A 22,343-nucleotide genomic window follows, 5' to 3' on the forward strand; every position below is an offset into this window, starting at 1 on the left:
ACTTATCTCTCGTTGATGTAAATTAGTTGCGGTCAATACGGCTCATTTCATCGAGCAATGTGCTTCTTCAAAAATCAAAAAAGTATGCGTTTACAGGTTGTAGATTGGCGTTGTGGCGCATAGAGATATTTAATTATTGACGTGCATTGATGTGGAGCCGGTTAGTTAAATAACGTTATAACGGATAGACGAGTTTACAACATGGTTCAATGCCAATATGTCAGGAGAATCTAGTTGGCTTTTGCATCTCAGTCAATTATTCTAACGCCAATGACCGACCCTACAAATGGGTCAAAGTAGTGGACAAACATTGAGATTATTTAAATGGAAATAGTACAGAAGAAAAGAGCGATTAAACACACTTTTACTTTCGAGAAAGAACGCTTCAATTTCGCATATAAAGACAAAAGTGGCTCTGGTGACCTTGACTTTAATTATGCCGATGTGCCTAAAAAGTGCATGATTAAAATAGAGCAAAATGAATGGTTAAGAAATGTCGGTTTTTTATGGATAGCTTTAGGCATTTTTCAGCTTGGTTACGCTATCTACTCTCAAGCAACATTATCAGGTCAAGGGTTTTGGTTAATTGTTGGTTTAGCGTGTGTTACTTGGGCGCATTTTTCCAAGATTAAGTACTCTGTCTATCAAGCGGAACGTGGCAATATCTTTATTATTCAAGATAAGAAGCATGACAATATAGTTAGTGAATTAAATCAAAGAAGAAGTGCTCAATTATTAGACTGGTATGGTGAAATTAACCCCGGAAATGAGCTAGAAAGTGAAATAAATAAGTTCAAGTGGTTGGTAGATCAAAATGTAATGACTAAAGAGCAAGCCGATACAAAAATTGCACAAGTGGAGTTGCTTCATAAAGCACACTCTGAAACTCATAGCTCAACTTTGAATTAAGTTGAAAAAGCTGTGCAAGTAATTAATAGAAAGGTTTGCGCAGCTTCTCTGTGTTGATTGAATCAGGTAAGCAAAATAACCGTGTTAATTTTGCGATTTAAGTTATGTAAGCCTGTAGTTTAGGGCGTTAGCCAACTTGGGGTTTCGCGCTTGTCGGTCATCTCATGATTTAGCCGCCAAACGCATGCGTTTTACCGCTCGCTTTTATGCGCCTATCCAGCTTATAGTAAATTCAAATATGCCAGCAATGGCCATTGAGCATCTATATTCAATAGGTTTATATATCTGCTTTTCTTCTATTTATGGTGTTTTATTTGGCCCCGTTTACCAGCCTTTAGCAGGAATTAAATTAACGCCTGTGATGAATGCAACACCGAACGGTTGAATTTAAAATGCGATATCGCCTGTTTGAGGCTTTATCATCTCTAACACTTGGATCAGATAATTATAATTGCAGTATATACTGTAACTTGGAGGGAATATGGAGGAGATTGCTGAGTGGTTATTAAAGCATAAAATTTTCTTTGAAACTGCGGCGGCCGTTTTCTTAAGTATGATGGCGATTTTAGTTTCCACAGCTCAGCTTTTGGTTGCACGCAAACAAACGCGTTTAGCTTCGGCTCAATACAAAGTCGCGTTGCAACAGAGCTCTCCAAATATCCATTTAATGGCAAAGATGACTCGTAATCCTGATACCAACAAGGTGGAAGACGACAACATAGAAATCGTGAACTTAGGTGCGCCAGCATTCGAAGCCAACTGTAAACTTGCAATATTCCTTAATATAAAAGCCTATAAAAATATTAAAAATCCAAAAGTGATAACCAGCTATATTGCCTTAAGTAACTATTATAGTGGCGTGAGCGTATCGCAAAATGCGCAAAATTTAATGTTTGTAGTAATTGGCAGAAATAATCATGGACAATTCTGCGACCTGGAAAGAGCGTTTTCTGAACAATTGAGAAAACGCGACTTACGATATTCCTCTTTCGAGATTGAGCGCTATGTGAAAATCTCATATTCAGATACCTTTGGTAATCAATTTGAGCACTATTATCAAGTTGAGTTAGTGAGTGGTGCTCGGCGCATTGATAAAGGGCGCGGAGAGGAAAAATTTAAGCTGCATAAAAAGAGTATGCCAAGCTCGCTTTCAGAAATTTCTTTTGATGACATTCTTTGACAAACCAGTGCTTATTTATACTCGTAAAATAGTGCCAGCTCAATATTAGGCTACGTTTTCTTATCTGAGGCATAGAGTGCATTGCTATTGAAGTGGTTCTGGGTTCAAGACTGAGACCCATAAGACTGATGCTGATACGTGGTGAGTCAATGATAAGGGAGTCTGAAGTGGATTGTACCAATGACAAAGTCGACAGCAGCACATGACATGAAGCATATCCGGGGCAAATTAATCATGCCCAAATAACCTTAATATAAGCGACACCAGCGTGCGGCAAATACGTATTATAATGTTGTGATGTTAGCTCTAATTAAATACCTACGAATTGTTAAAAATGTCACATGTCTTTCAAACTTATTGCTTATATACATCTTTGGTTTTAAGCATGTCATAAACTCTGCTCTCACGTGCTTCATCAAAGCCGACGTCTTTGATATATTCTTTAGGATTAGAAAAAGTACCAAATAGTATGTCCCAAATTGCTAAACCATAGTTTTGAGCATGATGCATATGTTTATGGTGCACTCGGTGCATTTCAGGTCGCTGCAAAATATAACCGAGCCAGTAAGGGGTTTTGATATCTGCATGTATAAAAATATTGTACACAGCAGCAATAATGAGACTGATGGCTGTGCCATAGGCATTTAGCCCCAGTATCAAGTAACAGCTTAGGGCGTTTATAAATGTCGCAGCGATACCGTCAAAAGGGTGTAAGTAAAAAGCTGAGAGCGCTTCAATGCGCCTAGGGCTATGATGTAGTTGATGAAATATGCGCCAAAGTAAATCGAATTTGTGCATTGCTCTGTGCCACCAATATGCGATGAAGCTAGTAAGCAAAAAGCCAAGCGTGCCTTGTGTAATGATATTCATGGCACTGAAATTAAACAGAGACAGCGCATTCAATGTTTCTACAAATACAACCCCAGCAATAATGGCAACAAGAGATTGGAATAAGCTAATGCTTGAAGCGAGCACCATCCAGCGTCGGTCACACGTATTTTGAGAGGCCGGGGCAATCACTTCTAAGGTGAAAACACATAGAAATACGGTAATGACAATGGCGAAAGTAAGTAATTCCATTTGTGCTTAGCTCAACCTTATTGGTAAATGTACGAGAGGTGTTGTTAATTTAGCACTTGGCGAGTCCTAAACCAATATCTCAAATGGCATGATTATGATTTGCCTAGGTATACCGAGACTTGCTTTTGATGGTATCTGAGGCATTCATAGAACTTATAAGGTGCTATTAATCTCAAATAAATAATATATTATTAACACTCATTTTAAACATAGGACGCTAGAATAGCGCCCTAATTAGTTTGCACTAGGTTATCTATGAAATCCCTTTCTTTATCAATTGTTTTAGCTGTATCTCTGATGGGATCTGGTTGTCAGCTGACATCAACAGGTGGATCCGAGACTATGACACAAAGTGAACAAACCTTAAGAGTGGCGACCTTTAATGTCAGTATGGAGGCGACCAATTATCATAATCAAACAAACATTGATGTATCAGGGAATGCGTTAACCAATGCATTAAAAAGCGGCAAGGTAAAACAAATTAATAATATTGCAGAAATTATCCAAAGAACGCGCCCGGATATTATTTTGCTCAACGAATTTGACTACATTGAAGACACGGGGTTAGGCATTGCTCTATTCCAAAAAGCTTACCTAGAGGTGGCACAAAACGGATTTGAGCCTATCGAATATCCGTATGTATATCTTGCGCCAGTTAATACAGGGGTAAAAACGCCGTTATCAGGCAAGCATTCGCGCTTAACACACTATGGGTTTGGTAAATACCCTGGGCAATATGGCATGGTTTTACTGTCAAAATTTCCCATTGAGGCCAATAAAGTGAGAACATTTCAGCACTTTTTGTGGAAAGACATGCCTAACCACTTAATGCCTAAGGACTCAAGTGGACAAAGTTGGTTTAGTAATGATGAACAATCAATCATGAGGCTGTCTTCAAAATCACATTGGGATATTCCTCTGAGGGTGTGTAATACGCAGATTAATATCTTGGCTAGTCATCCCACTCCGCCTGTATTTGATGGGCCAGAAGACAGAAATGGTAGAAGAAACCATGATGAAATTCGAATGTGGAAAGATTACATCAGTGAGTCCGGCAATAGCTATCTCTATGATGATGAAGGACAATATGGTGGGATCAATAATCCTTCGTTTGTCATTTTAGGCGATTTAAACGCCAGTGCAGTGGATGGTGATGCGCACCCAAATGCGATTAACCAGCTCTTGCAGCATACACGTGTTAATCATTACCCAGCGCCGACATCATTGGGTGGTACTTTGAATAAACCTGAAAATGAAAATGGACCAACTCATACTGCACATTGGGGAATGCGCGCAGATTATGTATTGCCATCCGCGAATTTAACCGTCGTAAATAGCGGTGTTTTTTGGCCTAAAGTTGACAGTGATGGCGCAGAATTGGTTGCAGATCGAAGTGCCTCTTCAGATCACAGATTAGTTTGGGTTGATATTAAGCTCCCACAGCTTACTTGCTCAAATTGATAGCGCGTATTCGGGGGAGTCACCTTCCCCCGAATACGGTCATCGTTTAACGGTGTCAGCTCTGTGGAATACCACCAGCTTGTTAGTGTCTAAATCTCTAAAGTAAGCTGCAAAGTAAGCGCCATTATCTCGTTCACCTGGCTTTCCTTCACATTGCGCACCCAAGCTGAGAGCAAGGTTATACACGGTCTCAACCAAAGTTTGAGTCGTGACTCGCAAGGCGAGCATGGTACCATTTCCCGACGTTGCAAGTTCTCCGTTATGAGGCTGAGTGATAGCCAGCTTAGTACCTGAATCTTTGAAGGCATAGAAAACAACTTGCTCTGTTTTTGCTACTTTTTTGGCGTGTAACGGTTGAAGGAGCTGGTCGTAAAAGTCTATGGCGGCAGTGAGGTTGTTTGTGCCGAGTGTTAAATGTGATATCACTGTACATGCTCCTGATACTGTCGGTCGGTGGATCCATTTACGTATTGATAAAGATAGACTTTAATATTTTCCAATCATTTATCTATTGCTTATTCTGATGGCGATATGGATGTTATCACGCGGTTGCATATAACTAACTTTTCCTGTTGAGTTCCCGCTTTGAAGAAATCCATTTCGGCATCTGTCTTCCAGTTAAAAAGTTCATCAATATCAGCGCCTTGAGCGCTATAGTGACGTGTTAAAATAGCCCTTCCTTTCGCAATATCTTCTTTGTTTTTCTCGACCCATTTATTAAATGGCTTATCGTAGTTTTTAGTACCATCAAACTTGGAACAAATTGCTACAAATGCTGCTTTGGAAACATAGTTTGCATATAACTCAGCATACACTTTGTCATGTTGGTTTAGCACCTGCTGAGCTATTGCATTTGCAGACCCCAATGCTGAAAATAGTACGAAAGTAAGCCTCTTCATAAATTGAGTAACCCTTATATAAGCCTAATTAGGGTAGTATAAACTATATGATTTTTCAGAATAAAGCTGGCTTTCGTTAGGGCGACAAAACAACCCCACTATCATTAACTTGCGCTTACCTTTGATTAATTCATTTGATACAGGTCTCATCAATTTTAATAATCCCGTGGCGCTTTGAAGGCTTGCTCTGTTTTGGCTTAGGTAATAGCTGATATCGCTACCGCCATGCCGTGTTGACATAAATACCTGGCGCACTTGCCAGTGCTCTAACCTTCGCTGTAACCCACAAGAATACGGATGCCACTTATCCTGCTTCTTCATCTCAAATATTAGTGTACTAGTGAGCGCATTCTGCTACACCTGCCTCATGCTCAGCAATGGTTTTACTAACATGGCTGGATGTAATTCTATCTTCGATATGCTGTCGGAGTGTCTCAATTGAACATAAGTTAACTTTGCTACATTGGCGTGTAGATTAGCAAACTGAGAATTGTTCGTAAGGGCTCCTAAAGCCTAATCAACACAGCAAGTATAGACTACCAACACAAAGATGGAGCAGCGCCCAAAACCATGCAAGCCAAGCTCAAACCATTGAACATGTAAATGTGCAGATAATGAGCGCATACGTTGACTGCAATGCGCGCATTGTTTTCTCTTCACACTCATTTCACAGCCTAGCCTGCACTCTGGCCCTATCCATTAAAAAAGAGGTAATTTAGGAGAGAGCATGGGAATTAAGTTGGATGTAAACTGTTTAGATCATGCGATTAAACTAGTTAACGGTAGTCAGCTCCATTTGCTGAAAGCCATTTCAATGGTTGTTGAACCCGCTGAGCAGGTTGCCATTGTCGGCGCTTCAGGGTCTGGTAAGTCGACATTGTTGTCTTTATTAGCTGGGCTAGAAAGTCAACAACAAGGGAGTATTAACTATCTCTATAATAATGAGCTGCTCACGGAGATTAATGATATCTCCGGGTTTGTTTTTCAGCACTTTCATCTCTTACCTGAGCTTAATGCATTACAAAACGTCGCTTTGCCCATGCTGTTAAAAGGTATGAAAGGTGCTGAGCAACATGCGTTTGAGAAATTACGGCTCGTACAAATGGAAGCGCAAGCGATGCAGCCCGTTACCAAGTTGAGTGGCGGAGAGCAGCAGCGGGTTGCGATTGCAAGAGCATTGTGTAGTGAACCGAAAATAATGTTTGCCGATGAACCGACCGGTAACTTAGATCAAAGCACAGCTGAACAAGTGTTTGAACATATGCAAAAAGGTGCTAGAGCGGCGGGAACGACCATGATAGTGGTAACCCATGATCTTAATCTGGCTGCGAAGTTAGATAAAATTTATCACTTAGAAAATGGAGAGTTAAGGTTATGAAAAAGGCCCTTGTACCTAACTCGAATAGTCAAATTCCCCCACGTTTATTTAACCGCAGTGCGAGCTTATGGTTGGTTAAAATATTCTTTGTTCAAGTGAAGCAAAGGAAGCACCTGATCCCACTGCTGAGTTTAGCTTTGCTATTTTTATATTTGAGTTTAACCAGCTTGCTTGGGCAGGGCGTAGACAAATACTTAAATCACAATTTACAAACGATGCTTGGCGCAGACACACAATTGAGCGTGAATCGAGTATGGAAGCGTGCCGAATTGGAGTGGATTACAGCACATGCACAGACGCACAGTTACCTCGAAAGTTATGAGGTGACTTTGAGTGGGCGTGATGCTTTTAGCCATACAAAACTCAAGGCCGTTGATAGTACTTACCCACTTAATGGTGAGATTGCTATTACAACCAGCCAGCGTCTCACGCCTAAGCAAGTGTCATCCGGTCCAAAAGCTGGTGAAATCTGGTTAGAGCCGCATTTGGCTCGGGCACTCAAAGTTGATATTGGGGAGATAGTTAATTTAGGTGCAAGTCAGTTTCGCGTCAGTGCGTTACTGCTGAACGAGCCTGATAGAATCATTCAAGGTTATAGCAGTGATAGACGGGCAATGATATCCAAGGAGAGCCTGATTAACCTTAAGATGACCCCTGCACAAAGGCAGGTGTTGATAAATCACAACAGCCTAACATCAGCAAGTCAGTTAGTGCAGCTGCAAAACAACAGCGCAGATATTCGTGTCGTTAGTAAGTTGTTGAACAATTATCCAATGGCACACGCTTGGCAGCGAGTGCAAAACTTTATGGGACTAATTAGCTTTGTCATCGTTTTACTTACCTGCTTGTGTTTGTGGTTGAGCCAGCGTAGCCATATTGAACCGATTCAATCGGTGTTGGCTGTCATGCTGGCCAATGGGGTAAAACAAAAGCAGGTGCCACTGCTGATCCTCACATTGATCATCAGTATGTTGTTGGTGAGTTTTGTGCCTGCGATGGTGATTGCATTACTTCTAGCAACCTTTATTGAGCAATTTATACAACAAAACCTGTTCAATACCTTTGAATTAATGTGGGATATGACTGGCATTGGGCAAGCTTTGCTGATGAGCGTAGTGTTGTATGCGCTGCTCACAATTCCCAGCTGGATAAAGCTATTGAAGAGCACAGTTAGGGGGTTGCTCGAAAAGCGAGAGACCAATGCGATGACATTTCTTGTTGGCGGTGTATGCCCGTTACTCTCTTTGCTGGTGGTCGTATTCATTAACACTGACAATTGGACGCTAACAGGGATGCTACTCGCGGGGCTTGGAGTCTGTTTGGTACTTTTACTCGCACTTACATGGGGATTACTTGGTGTTGCGCACCGGTGTTTAACAGGGAGAAGTGGTATTGTGGCGTTTGTTTTATTGCTGATGAAGCAGCGAATGAATGTGAAGCTTGTGCAAATTGTTGCATTAGGCTTGAGCGCAACGTTACTGCTGCTTTGCTTTCGAGTGGGTCAAGATGTGAACAATGCACTTGAAAGGGCGCTGTTTGAGGATCAGGGAAATATTTTTGTTACTAAAGCAGATCTTAAACAAAAGCAAGCCATTGAGGCTTTTACGTTAAAGCATGGGGGAAAGGTCAAGCAGTTTAAAGCATTTCAAAGTGCGCGTGTTACGCATGTAAATGATGTCGTACTTTCACAAATTAATGCGCCGCCAAGCGACTCTCGTACGAGACTTGAGCGAAACATTAACCTGCACTGGCAGTACAATCAACCAGACAACATTAAGGTTGTGGAAGGGAAGTGGCAGTACGACATACAAGTGTTGCCATCAATCTCTATGGAACAAGAGGTTTTTGAAGAGCTTAACTTATCATTGGGCGATGTACTGACAATGCAAATCGGTAGTCAAACGCGCGAATTTCAAATTGCGTCTGTGCATCATTACCGATCAGGAAAAGACAGCGTGACTTTTTGGTTTGTTGTACATCAAGCGAGTGTACCCGTTAGCAGCGAGCAAACCTATTACATGGGCAGCGTAGATTTATCTCAACACGGGTTAGCAAATTTGGGAGAAATATGGCGAACCTATCCGACTATTCATATGTTGCGAGTTGAAGAATTGCTATCTCGTGTACGCAGCACAATCGAAACATTTATGTATCTCACCTTAGCCTATGGGCTATTTATCGCGTTAATGAGCAATCTATTAGTTATCGCTTCAATTCAAACTCATTTGCAAAGGGACAAAATAAAAAATGGGTTACTGCTTAGCTTTGGTTTGACTGAAAAACAGGGCCGAAATATGTTGATAGCCGAGTGGGCAATCTTAACGATTATTCCCGTAGCATGTGCATTGACATCGGTTTACTTATTCATTGGCCAGATATACCAACAAGGGTTCGGATTTCCGTATCGGCCAAATGAATTGATGTTGTTGCTCGAAGCGGTCCTAATTGTGATGATTGTGGCCGTGGGCGGGGTTTGGCTTAGCCTTAAGCAGCTTGATCAAAGTGTAACGAGCCTACTGGAGCAAAGAGACTAAGCGAGTTTTAAAGGCTTAGTCCAGAAAATAAAAAGTTGTGCCATATCTCATATGGCACAACTTTTTTATGGTGAACAAAATGAGTGTATTACAGTTTCTAGCATGCTTCACATGCAGAGGCTGTGTGCCCCTTCCACAGCGGTTTCCTCATTCGCATTCATCTCATCAGTGACGACAAGGGCACGCATAAAAAGACAGCTTACTGTCATAATTTATTGTTTTTTACTTGTGTTTACTGAAATTAAATCACTACATTATTGTTGCGCAAATGTTGTTCTATTTCAGAGGTGTATTGCCTATGAGTAAACAATACTTTGGTGCAAAAAATAAGAATCAACAAGGAAAAATAATAAAGTGGTTAATTATGAAAATAAAAAATGTGATAGACATACTGCGTGCTGATGGGGGCCAATTGTCCCTCAGAAATGATGAGGTCATACTCACGCCAGCCTCACTGAACACAGTAGAAGTAGCTCAACTTATACACACCTATAGCGATGCATTGAAAAATTATATCCAATCGCAAAATGCTTATTGGCAATCGCGGTTTTTAAACTACGAGCCAGTTTCATTACACAATCTATGCTTACCTCAAAATAAAAAAGGCCATGTGGCGCAATGTATTACAGGTGCGCAGTATGCACAACTTATCAGCGAGGTGGATGCCGGAAAAGCGACTTTGCAAGCGCGCATTTTTCATAGTCTGAGCGAAGCTATTGCTGTTTATACGGGGCAATCCGATGTGGTGATCAATGTTTGGCAAGGGGAAAGTAAAGGTCAGTTCACACTACCTGTTCGTTATACGCATCAAGGCAAGCCTTTGTCTTTAGAGCAATATCATCATCACTTAACACAAGATTTAATGTCGAGCTATTTTGATAAAACAGAATTAGAAAAATCTATTGGCATAAATTGTCGAGATAACCCGCTGGCGTCAATTGAAGTCGCATGGTTTGATAAAAATACGAATCTGAGCGCGATTGTTGATACGCGTTTTAAAATGCGCATTATCATCCATGTTGATGAAGGTGAACTCATTTTAAAATGGTATTGGGTAGGTAAGTTCATGAGTGAGGCATCCATCACTGCGGTGCTTGGATTGTTTGAAGACAATCTATTGAATCAGTCCCAGTCCCAGTCCTTATCTCATCTGGTTGACAGTCATCAATTTGACGCGCGCGGTGGCGGCGGAGTGTTAGGTATTTTTGAAGGCATTGTGCAACAGACTCCCCACAAGGTTGCGCTGTATTGCGATGAACAAAAACTGACCTACCAAGTGTTGGCAAACTCAGCACAGGTTATTGCAGCCAATTTAATGTTGTATGGGGTCGTGAAGGGGACGCGTGTCGTTATCATATTACCAAGAGGCGCAGCACTCGCAGAAGCGATACTCGGTGTGACTTACGCTGGTGGCGTGTACGTGCCTGTCTCCCCTAATGAGACTCAAACACGCTTGGAAACGGTTATCAAGCAGAGTCAGGCTCTGGCAGTTATTGGTCATGCCGATGGCGACTCCAGCGCTGTACCAGTATTTTCGTTAAAGCAACTTCGAAAGAAGCCAGCGGGCCATTTCGTGAGTCAACAGGTCAGCAAAGAGTCGCCGCTTTACATCAACTTTTCATCTGGCTCGACAGGCGAACCAAAAGGCATTGTGTGTGTTCATCGTGGGGTTGAGCGATTGGTGTTAAATCCAAACTATATATCGCTAGACGCTGAGACGACAATGTTATGCGCTGCAAACCAGAGCTTTGACGCATTCGTATTTGAGTTTTGGGGGGCACTACTGAATGGCGGTAGTGTTCACATGCTTGGCGAGTCAGAACTTAATCCTGAAAACTTACGGACGCTGTTTAGCAAAAAAGTGAATACGGCTTTTCTAACCGCGGCGTTGTTTCACGCGCTCGTCGAAATAGACCCACACATTTTTAATGGGTTAGAGCAATTAATTGTGGGAGGAGATGTTGTGTTGCCTTCACATGTTAATACAGTTTATCAACACAATGCGCAAATCCAGATTATAAATGGCTATGGTCCGACAGAAAATACTGTTTTCACCAGTTGTTTCCCGATTCCAAGAGAGTGGCCAGACGAGGTTGCATTGCCTATTGGTAAAGCCATTAATGGCACGAGTATCGTGGTTTTGGCTTCGAATGGAGCCTTGTTGCCACACGGTGCTATCGGAGAAATTGTAACGATGGGTGCAGGACTTGCGAGTGGTTATTTAAATATAGCGCAGGAACAGGGACGGTTTATTGAAATAGAATCGTCCCAAGGGGCTGTCAAAGCTTATAAAACAGGTGACTTAGGTTATTTTGACAGCCAAGGTCAATTGCACTTTAGGGGACGAAAAGACGCACAAGTTAAAATTAATGGGTATCGCGTTGAACTGACAGCCATAGATCAGCTTGTCTTGCGCCAATCAGGTGTGAGGCATGCCATGACAATTGCAATAGGTGAAAACGTTGGAAAAAAACTAGTGAGTTTTATTAGCGCCGTCAAAGAGGAGGACAATATAGCGTTAAAAGAACATATATTACAGTTGCTTAGAAATGGGTTACCGACTCATATGGTACCCAATGATATTTGTTTTGTTAAACACATCCCTGTCACCTTGAATGGAAAAGTAGACACCAGCGCACTTGTCAATTTGTATCAAAATAGGGGGAGGGCTTCATTCTTGGCGCCCAGTACACCTTTGCAAGCAGCGTTGTGCGAATATGTCTCGCTAATATTAGACGTAAAGCCTGTTGGTATTGAAGACAACTTTTTTCAACTTGGTGGTAATTCCGTGACGCTTTTGCGTTTTTTAGCGCTTTGTCAGCAACATTTAGGGTTGGGTATAACACTGAATGAGCTGTTTCAGTATCCAACTGTTGCCGCTATTTCTGAGTTAGCGCGTATCAAAAAGCCCGTTATTATCCCGAACACTAACGATAAGCAATTGTCATTTGCTGAAGAGCGCTTGTTATTTATCCAATCTATCAAAGAAGCTGAAGTGGCCTATAACGCCCCATTTTTATTTGAATTGAGCGAAGATTTTGATTGCGAGCGTCTTTTAGACGCGTTAGAGCGTGTTGCCCAGCGACACACAGTTTTAAAAACGCTCTATAAAAAGAACCGACACCATAAACCCTTCCCGTGGGTGTCGGAGCAACATTTTTCTTTGAAAAAACTCGAAGTGCAGACTGATATCGCAAGAACGCAAACATTGGTAGCACATGCCAATGCGGTATTTGACCTTACTCAGGAATTACCAGTAAAGCTAACTTTAATTGAACAAGGTATGAGCCGTTACTTGCTGATCAATATTCATCATATTGTGATAGATGGTTGGTCTCTCAGCATTTTGTTTCGCGAGCTGTCCTATTTTTATGCAAAAAAAGGGACGCTACCGGCACTGTGCGTCAACTATCGAGATTATGCGGCTTGGCAGCGAAAAGCGTTGACTGAGTGTGAAAAAGGACGTTTAAAAGTATTCTGGCAAGACTATTTGTTGGAAGCTGAAAACATGGTGTTGCCTTATGAGCAATTGAGGTGCAAGCCGTTTGATTATATTGGGCAAAGCCAATATTTTACTTTAGATGAGGCATTGTCCAATTCACTTAAGCAGTTTGCTCAGGCGCACAGTACTACGCTGTACCACGTGATGTTGAGCGGTTTTTTTGCATTATGTCATAAGCTCTCTCAACAGCTAGACTTAGTCATTGGTACGCCATTTGAAAATCGATATATAACAGAGACTCAGTCTTTAATCGGTTTTTTTGTCAACTCTTTGCCGATTCGGGTAAAGCTAGAGAAAAGCACTGTGACGATGTTGGAGTTGCTTCAAATGACCATCAAGAGTGTGGCAAAAGTTCGAGATCATCAAGCGTTACCTTTAAATGACATCGTTCAGGTTGTTGAAACAAATTTTGATGCAGATCGCGCCCCTGTCTTTCAAGTTCTATTTAGCGTGCAATCATTTACAAGACAAAGTGATTTGCCTGCGGGAATGCGGTTGACTTCGCACCAAGGTATTCATACAGCTGCAAAATACGATATGACCATACTCATTGATGACAGCAGCAATCAGATTGAGATCGATTGGAATTATGCGACAGCACTTTTTTCGGATAAAACGATAAGCCGCTTTGCAAGAATGTATCAAACACTCTTGGTGCAATTGGTCACGCAGTCCAGTTGCGCGTTGAGCACGTTAGACGTGGTAGCTGAATGTGAACGCGATCTCTTATTACACCACTGGAGTCGATCACATAACACTACGCCATTGAGACAGTTACGAGTGCACGAACTGTTTGAAGAGCAAGTTAAGATAAGAGGCAATCATGCTGCACTCAAATACAGAGACATTACAGTAAGCTACCAAACACTGAATGAACAGGCGAATCAACTGGCCTATGGACTAATGGTGCATGTTAACAAAGCGGATTTATCCGATCAGAATATCGCGATATTTCAGTCTCGTAGTGTCGGTATGATTGTAAGTGCGCTGGCAATTCTAAAACTAGGTGCAGCGGTAGTCATGATATCGCCGGAATATCCAGAGCCGAGAGTAAAAGCGCTGTTAGATGACAGCCAGCCAGTGTGTGTAATAGCAGATGAAAAGCCCAACAATATGTTAGAGGGACTGGGATGTTCCTACATCAGCTATCAAGAAGCACAAAAACTGTCTCGAAAAAGGCATAACCTGAATCTTAATGGGGTTATGGATAGCACGGCTTATCTTATTTATACCTCTGGAACAACGGGGGTACCCAAAGGGGTCAAAACGACCCATAGAGGTGTGGTATCGCTGGTTCAAAATAATGGCTATGTTGAGTTCAGTGCCAACGATAGATTGGTACAATTGGCGAACCCTAATTTTGACATGGCGCTCTTTGAAACGTGGGGCGCATTGTGCCATGGAGGCACTTTGGTGATCCCTCCTATCAATCAACCAAGTATTAGTGAGATTCGCGCACTTTTACATCGTGAGTCAATAACGACACTGTGGTTAACCACATCCTTGTTTGACAATTTACTGGGTTACGCGCCCGACAGCTTTGTTGGATTGAAATACTTAGTGTTTGGTGGAGAGGCCGCGAGCAGTGAGGCCGTCAAGCAGCTACTTGAATCTGAATTCTGTCCGCGACATTTAATCAATGCGTATGGCCCATCAGAGAGTACCATCGTAACCACGTATCGTTGTAATGGGCTCAAAGGGGACACCGTGCCTATTGGCAAACCGGCGAATACGCGACAAGTGTACGTTTTAGATGCATGTAAACAGCTTGTACCGATTGGCGTGAAAGGGGAGTTATATGTCTCGGGTGAGGGGGTTGCGGACGGGTACTTGAATCGTCCAGATCTAACACAAACGTGTTTTGTGCCAAATATGTTTAGCGACGATAACGCGGCAGTAATGTACAAAACGGGAGACATTGTACGGTGGTCAAGTAACGGAGAATTGGAATACATCGGCCGTAACGATGGGCAGGTTAAAGTACGAGGCTTTAGAGTCGAGCTTGGGGAGATAGAGCGCATATTGCTGCAACATCAACAAGTGAAAAATGCGGCTGTACTAGACTTTAAATACCAAGGACAAACGCGCTTAGTTGCCTATCTACAATATGCCTCAGAGCAAGTCGATAGGCGTGATATCAAAGCCTATATTGAACGCTGTTTGCCGACCTATATGTGCCCCAATGCCTATGTTCAGGTAGACCAATTTCCGTTAACTTATAATGGTAAACTCGATAAATTAAAGTTACCAACACCGATATTTGAGTCAGATCGCGAATATATTGCGCCAAGAAATGAGTTTGAATGTCAGATGTGTGGATTATTTGAAAAGTTATTAGATAGGCAAAAAGTTGGTATCGACGATGACTTCTTTGAGTTGGGAGGCCACTCCATACTCGCGATGCAATTAGCGCATGAAATTGAAAACCTGACCGCTCAAGTATTTATGCTTCGTAATTTGTATAGCCATCGAACAGTCAGACAACTGGCCGAATTCAAACCCCATAAGCCGCAATTTATCGAACCCTGTCAATTTTTGTTACCAGAGAGGTTAAGCGGTCCGACAAAACAGAATGACTGTAGAGACACGATACTTTTAACAGGGGCGACAGGGTTTATTGGACGCTATGTTCTGGCGCAATTAATCAGTGACACTGACGCAACGGTGTATTGTTTGGTGCGGGCGAACAATCAAGCGCAAGCGAGGCAAAGGCTCAAAGACAGCTTACAAAAGGCGAGGTTATGGAATACGTCGCTGTCGAGGCGTATTAAAGCGGTGACAGGGGATTTAGAGCAAAAGCGATTAGGACTGGACAGTAAGGCCTACATTGAATTGGCAAGCAAAGTAGATGTCATAATACATTCAGCAACTTACATGGATCACTTAGCATCCTTTGAGCAAATGAAAGCGGCAAACGTGAATAGTACAATTGAGTTGATTGAATTGCAGCAGCAGATAAAGCCAAAGCGAATGTTATTTGTATCCACGACGGGAGTATTAAAACAGCCTTCACTTGCTGATGAAGATACGCCGTTGAGCCAGCAAAAACACGCTGAAGCAGAAGGGTACATCGCAACTAAATGGGCGTCGGAATTACTCATCGACCAAGCGCGGGGGCGCGGGTTTGATATCTGTGTTGTCAGATTAGGCCTTATTGCTGGGAGTCAACAGACTGGGTTGAGTGATGAGGCGCAGTGGTTAACAATGCTGATGAAACTGACTTCAAATTTGGGGGTATGCTTCGATGATAAACGTTTTAAAACCAGTATATTACCTGTAGATTATGTGGCTAAAGCGCTGGTAACCATTGCACGCCAAGCACAAGTCTTGCCTAGGTATCACCTAACAAGTGAGAAAGAGATGTACTTTGTTGACTTAGTGCGGGCAAGAAATAATATTTTGCCCAAGCCGATTAAATTGATCGGGTACGCTCAATTCATTACCTCACTGATTGAATTGAAAATGTCAGGAAAGCAAGTTGATGGAGAATACCTATTTACTGACGACATGAGAAACTTGGCGAGAGAGGTGCAACAACCCCCACTGTCTTATTTCGCTCCCATCGAGAGTGAAAAAACTTGGCAGTGGCTTAATAATCAGAATTTGCCAGCCCCAGTGTTAAGGGAAGAAACGATCGCAAAGTATTTTGAGGTGTTGTAATACAGGCTATGTCTATATAAAAAGGTCGTGTCGCTTTCACTTAAGGCGGCACGCGATAGGCCGTTGTCTCAATTAGATTCGCACTGGTCCACCTCAGCATGATTTTCTATTTATTTTTATTTTGCGAAATGTGGTTTTGCAAACTGCGAAGCAATGACAAGCTGCGTTAAACCGACTGATACTGGGGAGCAGTGACCGTAAAGGGATAGCCCAGATCGTCAAAGTGTTGCATTTTGCAACGGTAAATTGACCTTTGCACTAAAACCAACATGGATTGAGTGACTTACCCTCACCGGTGCTTCCTATTATATTGCTTTTTAAGAATAAAATATTTGTGGTTCATAACTTGCAGAGTCTAGAAATCTAAACATAGCCGAGTTCGTTTATGAAGCAAATTCTTAAATATAACGTTCAAATCGCAGCAGCTGTGCTTGTGACCTCAGCCTGCTTTCCTGTATTGGCAGACAACGGGGCTTGCTTAAGTGGCCTGTACGCGATCGACAGATATGCAACCGGTGAGGAAAGCGTGTTGTACCACTTAGATACGCAATCGAAATCAGTGAGGGAGATGCCAGGGGCACGTATGCCGGCGAGCAATTTGGCCAGCCATGGGTCGACGCTTTACATTGTCCAAAGAACTGACAGAAACACGAATGCATCGAAAATATACGCATTTGACACGGCAACAATGCAACAAAGTGAGCTTGCGACAACGACTAGCTACCCTATCAAGCGTTCAGCAGTGTCGCCCGATGGCAGTTATTTGCTAGCAACGAGCCAAACTTATATGTATAAGTTCGATCTTATGTCGGGCGAAAAAGTCATTATGGGAAAAATGAAAGCCGATGATGCGGTGTACGATGATTTTGACCATGGCGACATAGCATATTCTGCAGATGGCAATTTAGTCTATGTGCTTAATGCAAAAGCGCTCTATGTTTTGAATGATGCTGATATGACTCTAAGCAAAGTCGGAGAGCACAATCTGCATTGGGCCTCGGGACTCGCTGTTGATGACATGGGGGTCATTTATGTGTCAGCAAGGGATCGTGGCGAGCATGCCAAAATCTACACGCTTGACCCACAAACAGCGCAAGCGACATTTTACATGGATGGGCCTGCACATATCGCGGATCTGAGTTACACGAATGGCTGCGGCGATACGTTACCTGTTATCGCACATGCTCTTCAGATGGAAGTGAATAAAGCCAAGCAGTACTGGGTAGAGAGTGATCAATCGGGCAAAGTTGCAAACTTAGCTGGATTCAAAGACGGTAGTGTTAATTTTAACGAGCAAGGTTTTCCAGTTGAAGCCAAAGACAAGTTAAATAAACACAACAAATTTACTAAAAACCCCAATGCAAATCGGTGCGCAAGAATGTGGAATAACTTTTTGGACCATCAATACACCTTGAACCGAAATGGTAAGGGACGCAAGAAAAATGATGGTAGTACCAAGTGGTATTTCTCCACTGCAGACGGTGAATATAAAGTAATACGCGCGCGTAGTGGGGTTTGTGAATATGGATATGCGTCAGGAGAAGCCGGTAAGATCCTGTATAACTCAAAAACGGGTGTTGTGACTGTAGAGTAAAATCACAATTAAAAATAACGGCGGCGACATTGTAATGTGAGCCGCCTTTATTATGTCAATACTAAAGGCGAGAAAGCATGCGCATTGGTCCACTTGAAAGTTCGTGCATGGTAATCGAAACCTTTTGCAAGGATATGCGTCTAAATGTCAAACTAAGCACCTAAACTTTATCGGTTATACTATGAAAGTAACTCAAACAAGCATCCTGGGTTTGTTTTTATGTCCACTCAGTTGCTTAGCTAATGTGTCATCAGAGATAGACCACCTTCTTAAATTTGTTGAGCAATCGGGTTGCCAATATGAGCGCAATGGGCATTTGCATTCTGCGGTAGAAGCTCGCGCGCACATCACAAAAAAATACAACTACTACCGAAGTGATATTGAGTCAGCAGAGGACTTTGTAAAATATGCTGCAACTAAAAGTACGCTCTCAGGGAAATTTTACAAAATACATTGCCCAGAGGAGCAAGTTGCATTGAGCAAGGATTGGCTATTATTTGAGCTTGGCCGTTTTAGGCAAAATAAATCACAAGCCCTCAGTAGATAAATTGGGGGTCGTCTCATATGATATCTTTCGATGTTTACCTTTTTATTTGATTAATGAGAAATCAGACAGGCAATTGTAATTTTATTTATTTCATCTGTAGCTAATTAACAACCGTTAGTTATCAAAATAAACCCTTTTTATTCAAACTTAATAAATCTGATCTTTTTGTGAACAGATACTGGTTGATAATGAGTAATTTAATAACATAGAAGTAAAACCTTTAATAATTAAAATATTCCAACAGAATCTTGTTTCTAATATAATACAACACGCCTGCTTGCAAAGTTTTAGTTGGCTGGCTTTCTAGTACCTCTAGTCTTTATGCGGTGTTGAGATAAAGTGGCCAATCAATTACCGCTCGAGCATGTACGTATGTACATGCTCGAGGAGTCTACATTTATCGTCCGTTTATATTTTAAATATTCTGTGCGTATTCTAAATACATAGCAAGTTGTTTCTGTTTGGTATTTAGTCTATTACATCGGTATTCAGTCATTGTGAAATTAAGGATTTATACAAAAATATGGCATTAAAAAATTTGTCTATATCTAAGCAAATCGGCTTAAGTTTTGCGTCGGTGTTTTTAGTTTTTTTTGGTGTGAGCTTGATAACTTATCAAGGCCTAAAAGGGATCAGTGACGATCTCGGGTTCATTGTTCAAACGAGCATTCCTTCAGTCGAAATCGTAAAAGACATACAAGTTGACCTAACCACCATAAGAAAAGATGAATTTGGTGTCGTCACAAATCCAAATCACCCAGAATTAGACACTTGGCTTGTCACACTTGACGATCTAAAGTCAGGGGTAAACGAAAAAATTCATCTTTATAGTCAATTAAATGTATCTGACCAAGAAAAACGACAATTTGAAGCGTTTGAACGCGCATGGCGTCAATACGCGTTGGCGACGTCGCAATTTAATTTACTAGTGAGAAATGAGGAAGTCAGTCGAGCAAATCAAATTGTATTAGATAGCTACAATTACTATTCATTGGCTATGGATGAGCTAACAGAGCTCGTTAGAATTAATAGTGAAAACGTTGGCAAAGCTGAATCTTCAGCCATTAATGCAGTTGAGACTGTGATCACAGTGATTGTAATTTCTACGTTTGCCTCTGCGGTAATGATTGGGGTGATTTGTCTGGTGCTAAGCGGTGCGCTTAAAAAACCACTTAACAGAGCGATGCATTTAGCGAGACGTATTGCCAATGGTGATTTGAGCGAAAGCATTGACACTCGAGAAGTTGGACGCAATGAGCTTGGGTCTTTATTGATTTCTCTCGAGCAAATGCGCCAGCAGCTTAACGGCCTTGTTGTACAGATAAATGACAGCGCTATCCAACTCACTACCGCAGTGGAAGAGGTCAATATGATCTCGGCTCAAAACGCGTCTGGCATGCAGAATCAGCAACATGAATTGCAATCCGTGGCTTCTGCCATGACAGAAATGCAAGCGGCTGTATCTGAAGTAGCCAAAAGCACAGAAATGGGGGCTGAGTCGGCAAATCAAGCGAATATGAAATCTCGAGAAGGGAGTGCTGCTTTAAAAAGCAATATCACGCAAATTTCGAGTGTGGCTGACACAGTGTCTCATGCGGGAGATTTGGCCGGCAATTTAGAAAAGAACTCGCAGAATATCAATGTTGTGGTTGACGTTATTCGAGAAATTGCTGAGCAAACCAATTTATTGGCATTGAATGCGGCCATTGAAGCTGCACGTGCGGGCGCACAGGGCAGAGGTTTTGCCGTCGTTGCAGATGAAGTCAGGTCGCTTGCACAGCGTACACAAGACTCAACAACACAAATTGTAGAGATAGTCAGTGATTTACAGCTTAAATCTAAAGAAACGGGTCAGGCTACCAGAACCTGTCAAAAAGGCATAGGTATCTGCGTGCAGCAAACCGAAAGCGTGAGTGATACCATCAATAAAATAGAACAAGAAATTGATAGTATTGCAGCGATGAGTACGCAGATTGCTGCTGCATGTAATGAGCAATCAGTTGTGTCGGAAGAGTTGAATCGCAACATTGAAAACATTAACTGTGCTGCGGTTGAAATGACCGAAGGAGCAAATCAAACTTCACAAGCATGTCATGAGATAAGTGAATTGGCCCATGGGCTAAAATCGAGTGTAGAGCAGTTTAAGCTTACATAACATTTTAAAAATTCAATCAACAATCTAATTTAATGATTTAATGTGAAATAAATTAATTTATCACCATTGAAACATATAGGGTAAGCGAGCTGGACTGGAGGCTCGCTTTTTTGTGGGTGTTAAAGATGAATATTAATAAAGTAATTTAAAGGGGGAGCGTATAATAAAATGACGCACCTATATTTGTCGTTTTTATTCTGTACAATCACACTTGTTCCGATAACTTATAGCGCCAATATTGGTGCTTATTGAATTGCGCTCAAAGAAAAATCAGCAAGGAAGTCGCGTGATAAAGTGGATTACTTTTTTTATACTAATGATCCCGTGTTTAACTGGTGCACAAACGACACAAAAAATAATTTTAAATGTGCCGTTAGTGGCGCAAGGTAAAAAACTATGTGGGCCAGCCACGATTGAAATGGTCTTTAAATACTGGGGCATTGGAGAGTACTCTCAATACGATATTGCGGAGTCTATACTTGACCAATACGCAGATGCACCGGTATTCAAAGCGTCAGGTGTGTTAAACAACTACCCTCGTAAGTGGGAGCATTACCCCGGTGTAAAGGTAACTTATTTACAAGGGTTTCTAGCGCGTTTTGGAAAGACGCTAAGTCTTAATTTGAATAGCAATCCGCAGTTAGAAGGTGACTTTGACAAGAAGCGCATACAGTTGTTTAATCACGTAAAGGCCTATATTGCAAACGGGATACCCGTTATCGTATTTCAATACTGGGAGCTACCAAGGTCACAAAGTCATTACCGTGTGGTGGTTGGCTATGATGAAGCAAAACGTTTGGTGTACTTAAATGATGCAAAAGGGGCCAAGCGCATTGTACAAACTTATGAAGAATTTTTGAATTTGTGGAATGTTGAGCACCCAAGGCTGCGCTATTACGCCGTTGCTTTTAATACTGAACGAAAGAAAATAAACGTTAAATTATAGCGGGAAAATACGAGAGCACGAAGCCTATGTCTTATTCCCTATGGTTTTGGAGATGAGTGTGATAAGAAAAAGTTGTGAAGCAGATATTGAGGCCGTTTTACTCGTTTGGTTGGCCGCATCTGAGCAAGCTCATCATTTTGTACCCTCCTCGTTTTGGCGTGAACAGCTCGATGCGATGAAGCATGTGTATTTGCCTAGTTCAAAAAACTATGTTTATGAAAAAGATGATCAAATCGTCGGGTTTTACGCGCTGGTTGACGACACCTTGGCCGCTATCTTTGTACTGCCTGAAAAGCAAGGCCAAGGCATAGGGCAACAGTTGATTGCGGATGCCAAGGCACGGTGTTGTAGCCTGCAACTATCGGTATACAAACGTAATTTAGCGAGTGTTGCGTTTTATAAGAAACAAGGCTTTGAAGTTGCTGGCGAGGAGCTTGAGGCATTAACTGGACAGCAACAACTGATCATGCGCTGGCACAACACGATAGGTGTATAGTT

Annotated in this window: 14 protein-coding genes; 11 read left to right on the forward strand and 3 right to left on the reverse strand. The window is 41.9% G+C overall.

Annotated features, from left to right (window positions below; genetic code table 11):
* The first annotated feature begins 324 nt into the window (after positions 1 to 324).
* Both L1286_RS20095 and L1286_RS20100 read left to right on the forward strand, forming a co-directional pair.
* Positions 325 to 909: a hypothetical protein gene (locus L1286_RS20095; protein WP_235408800.1), complete on the forward strand. Its 585-nt coding sequence runs from the start codon at positions 325 to 327 to the stop codon at positions 907 to 909.
* A gap of 481 nt (positions 910 to 1,390) precedes the next feature.
* Positions 1,391 to 2,089: a hypothetical protein gene (locus tag L1286_RS20100; RefSeq protein WP_235408801.1), complete on the forward strand. Its 699-nt coding sequence runs from the start codon at positions 1,391 to 1,393 to the stop codon at positions 2,087 to 2,089.
* A gap of 354 nt (positions 2,090 to 2,443) precedes the next feature.
* On the opposite strand, the gene L1286_RS20105 is transcribed toward L1286_RS20100, so the two are convergent.
* A complete protein-coding gene (locus tag L1286_RS20105) occupies positions 2,444 to 3,169 on the reverse strand; it encodes a sterol desaturase family protein (protein WP_235408802.1) in 726 nt (241 codons plus the stop codon).
* 255 nt (positions 3,170 to 3,424) lie between these two features.
* Between L1286_RS20105 and L1286_RS20110 the strand changes: the two genes are divergently transcribed.
* Positions 3,425 to 4,630: an endonuclease/exonuclease/phosphatase family protein gene (locus tag L1286_RS20110; protein WP_235408803.1), complete on the forward strand. Its 1,206-nt coding sequence runs from the start codon at positions 3,425 to 3,427 to the stop codon at positions 4,628 to 4,630.
* A 39-nt stretch (positions 4,631 to 4,669) separates the two neighbouring features.
* Here L1286_RS20110 and L1286_RS20115 read toward each other — a convergent pair whose 3' ends face one another.
* Positions 4,670 to 5,056 (reverse strand): VOC family protein, encoded by a 387-nt coding sequence (locus tag L1286_RS20115; RefSeq protein ID WP_235408804.1) that lies wholly within the window; start codon positions 5,054 to 5,056, stop codon positions 4,670 to 4,672.
* An 89-nt stretch (positions 5,057 to 5,145) separates the two neighbouring features.
* Positions 5,146 to 5,529, reverse strand: a complete 384-nt coding sequence (locus tag L1286_RS20120) for a hypothetical protein (protein WP_235408805.1) — start codon at positions 5,527 to 5,529, stop codon at positions 5,146 to 5,148.
* Positions 5,530 to 6,256: 727 nt separating this feature from the next.
* Here L1286_RS20120 and L1286_RS20125 point away from each other — a divergent pair.
* The 8 genes from L1286_RS20125 (at position 6,257) to L1286_RS20160 (ending at position 22,341) form a co-directional block, all read left to right on the forward strand.
* Positions 6,257 to 6,907, forward strand: a complete 651-nt coding sequence (locus L1286_RS20125) for an ABC transporter ATP-binding protein (RefSeq protein ID WP_235408806.1) — start codon at positions 6,257 to 6,259, stop codon at positions 6,905 to 6,907.
* Positions 6,904 to 9,441, forward strand: a complete 2,538-nt coding sequence (locus tag L1286_RS20130) for an ABC transporter permease (protein ID WP_235408807.1) — start codon at positions 6,904 to 6,906, stop codon at positions 9,439 to 9,441. Before L1286_RS20125 ends, L1286_RS20130 begins: the two co-directional genes overlap by 4 nt.
* A gap of 298 nt (positions 9,442 to 9,739) precedes the next feature.
* Positions 9,740 to 16,603: a non-ribosomal peptide synthetase gene (locus tag L1286_RS20135; RefSeq protein WP_235408808.1), complete on the forward strand. Its 6,864-nt coding sequence runs from the start codon at positions 9,740 to 9,742 to the stop codon at positions 16,601 to 16,603.
* A gap of 385 nt (positions 16,604 to 16,988) precedes the next feature.
* Positions 16,989 to 18,197 (forward strand): YncE family protein, encoded by a 1,209-nt coding sequence (locus tag L1286_RS20140; protein ID WP_235408809.1) that lies wholly within the window; start codon positions 16,989 to 16,991, stop codon positions 18,195 to 18,197.
* Between the two features lie 181 nt (positions 18,198 to 18,378).
* Positions 18,379 to 18,744, forward strand: a complete 366-nt coding sequence (locus L1286_RS20145; protein ID WP_235408810.1) for a DUF5329 family protein — start codon at positions 18,379 to 18,381, stop codon at positions 18,742 to 18,744.
* A 523-nt stretch (positions 18,745 to 19,267) separates the two neighbouring features.
* On the forward strand, positions 19,268 to 20,899 hold the full coding sequence (locus L1286_RS20150; RefSeq protein ID WP_235408811.1) for a HAMP domain-containing methyl-accepting chemotaxis protein: 1,632 nt from the start codon (positions 19,268 to 19,270) through the stop codon (positions 20,897 to 20,899).
* Between the two features lie 286 nt (positions 20,900 to 21,185).
* On the forward strand, positions 21,186 to 21,845 hold the full coding sequence (locus L1286_RS20155) for a C39 family peptidase (protein ID WP_235408812.1): 660 nt from the start codon (positions 21,186 to 21,188) through the stop codon (positions 21,843 to 21,845).
* Between the two features lie 58 nt (positions 21,846 to 21,903).
* Positions 21,904 to 22,341: an N-acetyltransferase gene (locus L1286_RS20160; RefSeq protein WP_235408813.1), complete on the forward strand. Its 438-nt coding sequence runs from the start codon at positions 21,904 to 21,906 to the stop codon at positions 22,339 to 22,341.
* Positions 22,342 to 22,343: the final 2 nt, after the last annotated feature.

Source organism: Pseudoalteromonas sp. SMS1 (assembly GCF_021530565.1).
GTDB lineage: Bacteria > Pseudomonadota > Gammaproteobacteria > Enterobacterales > Alteromonadaceae > Pseudoalteromonas.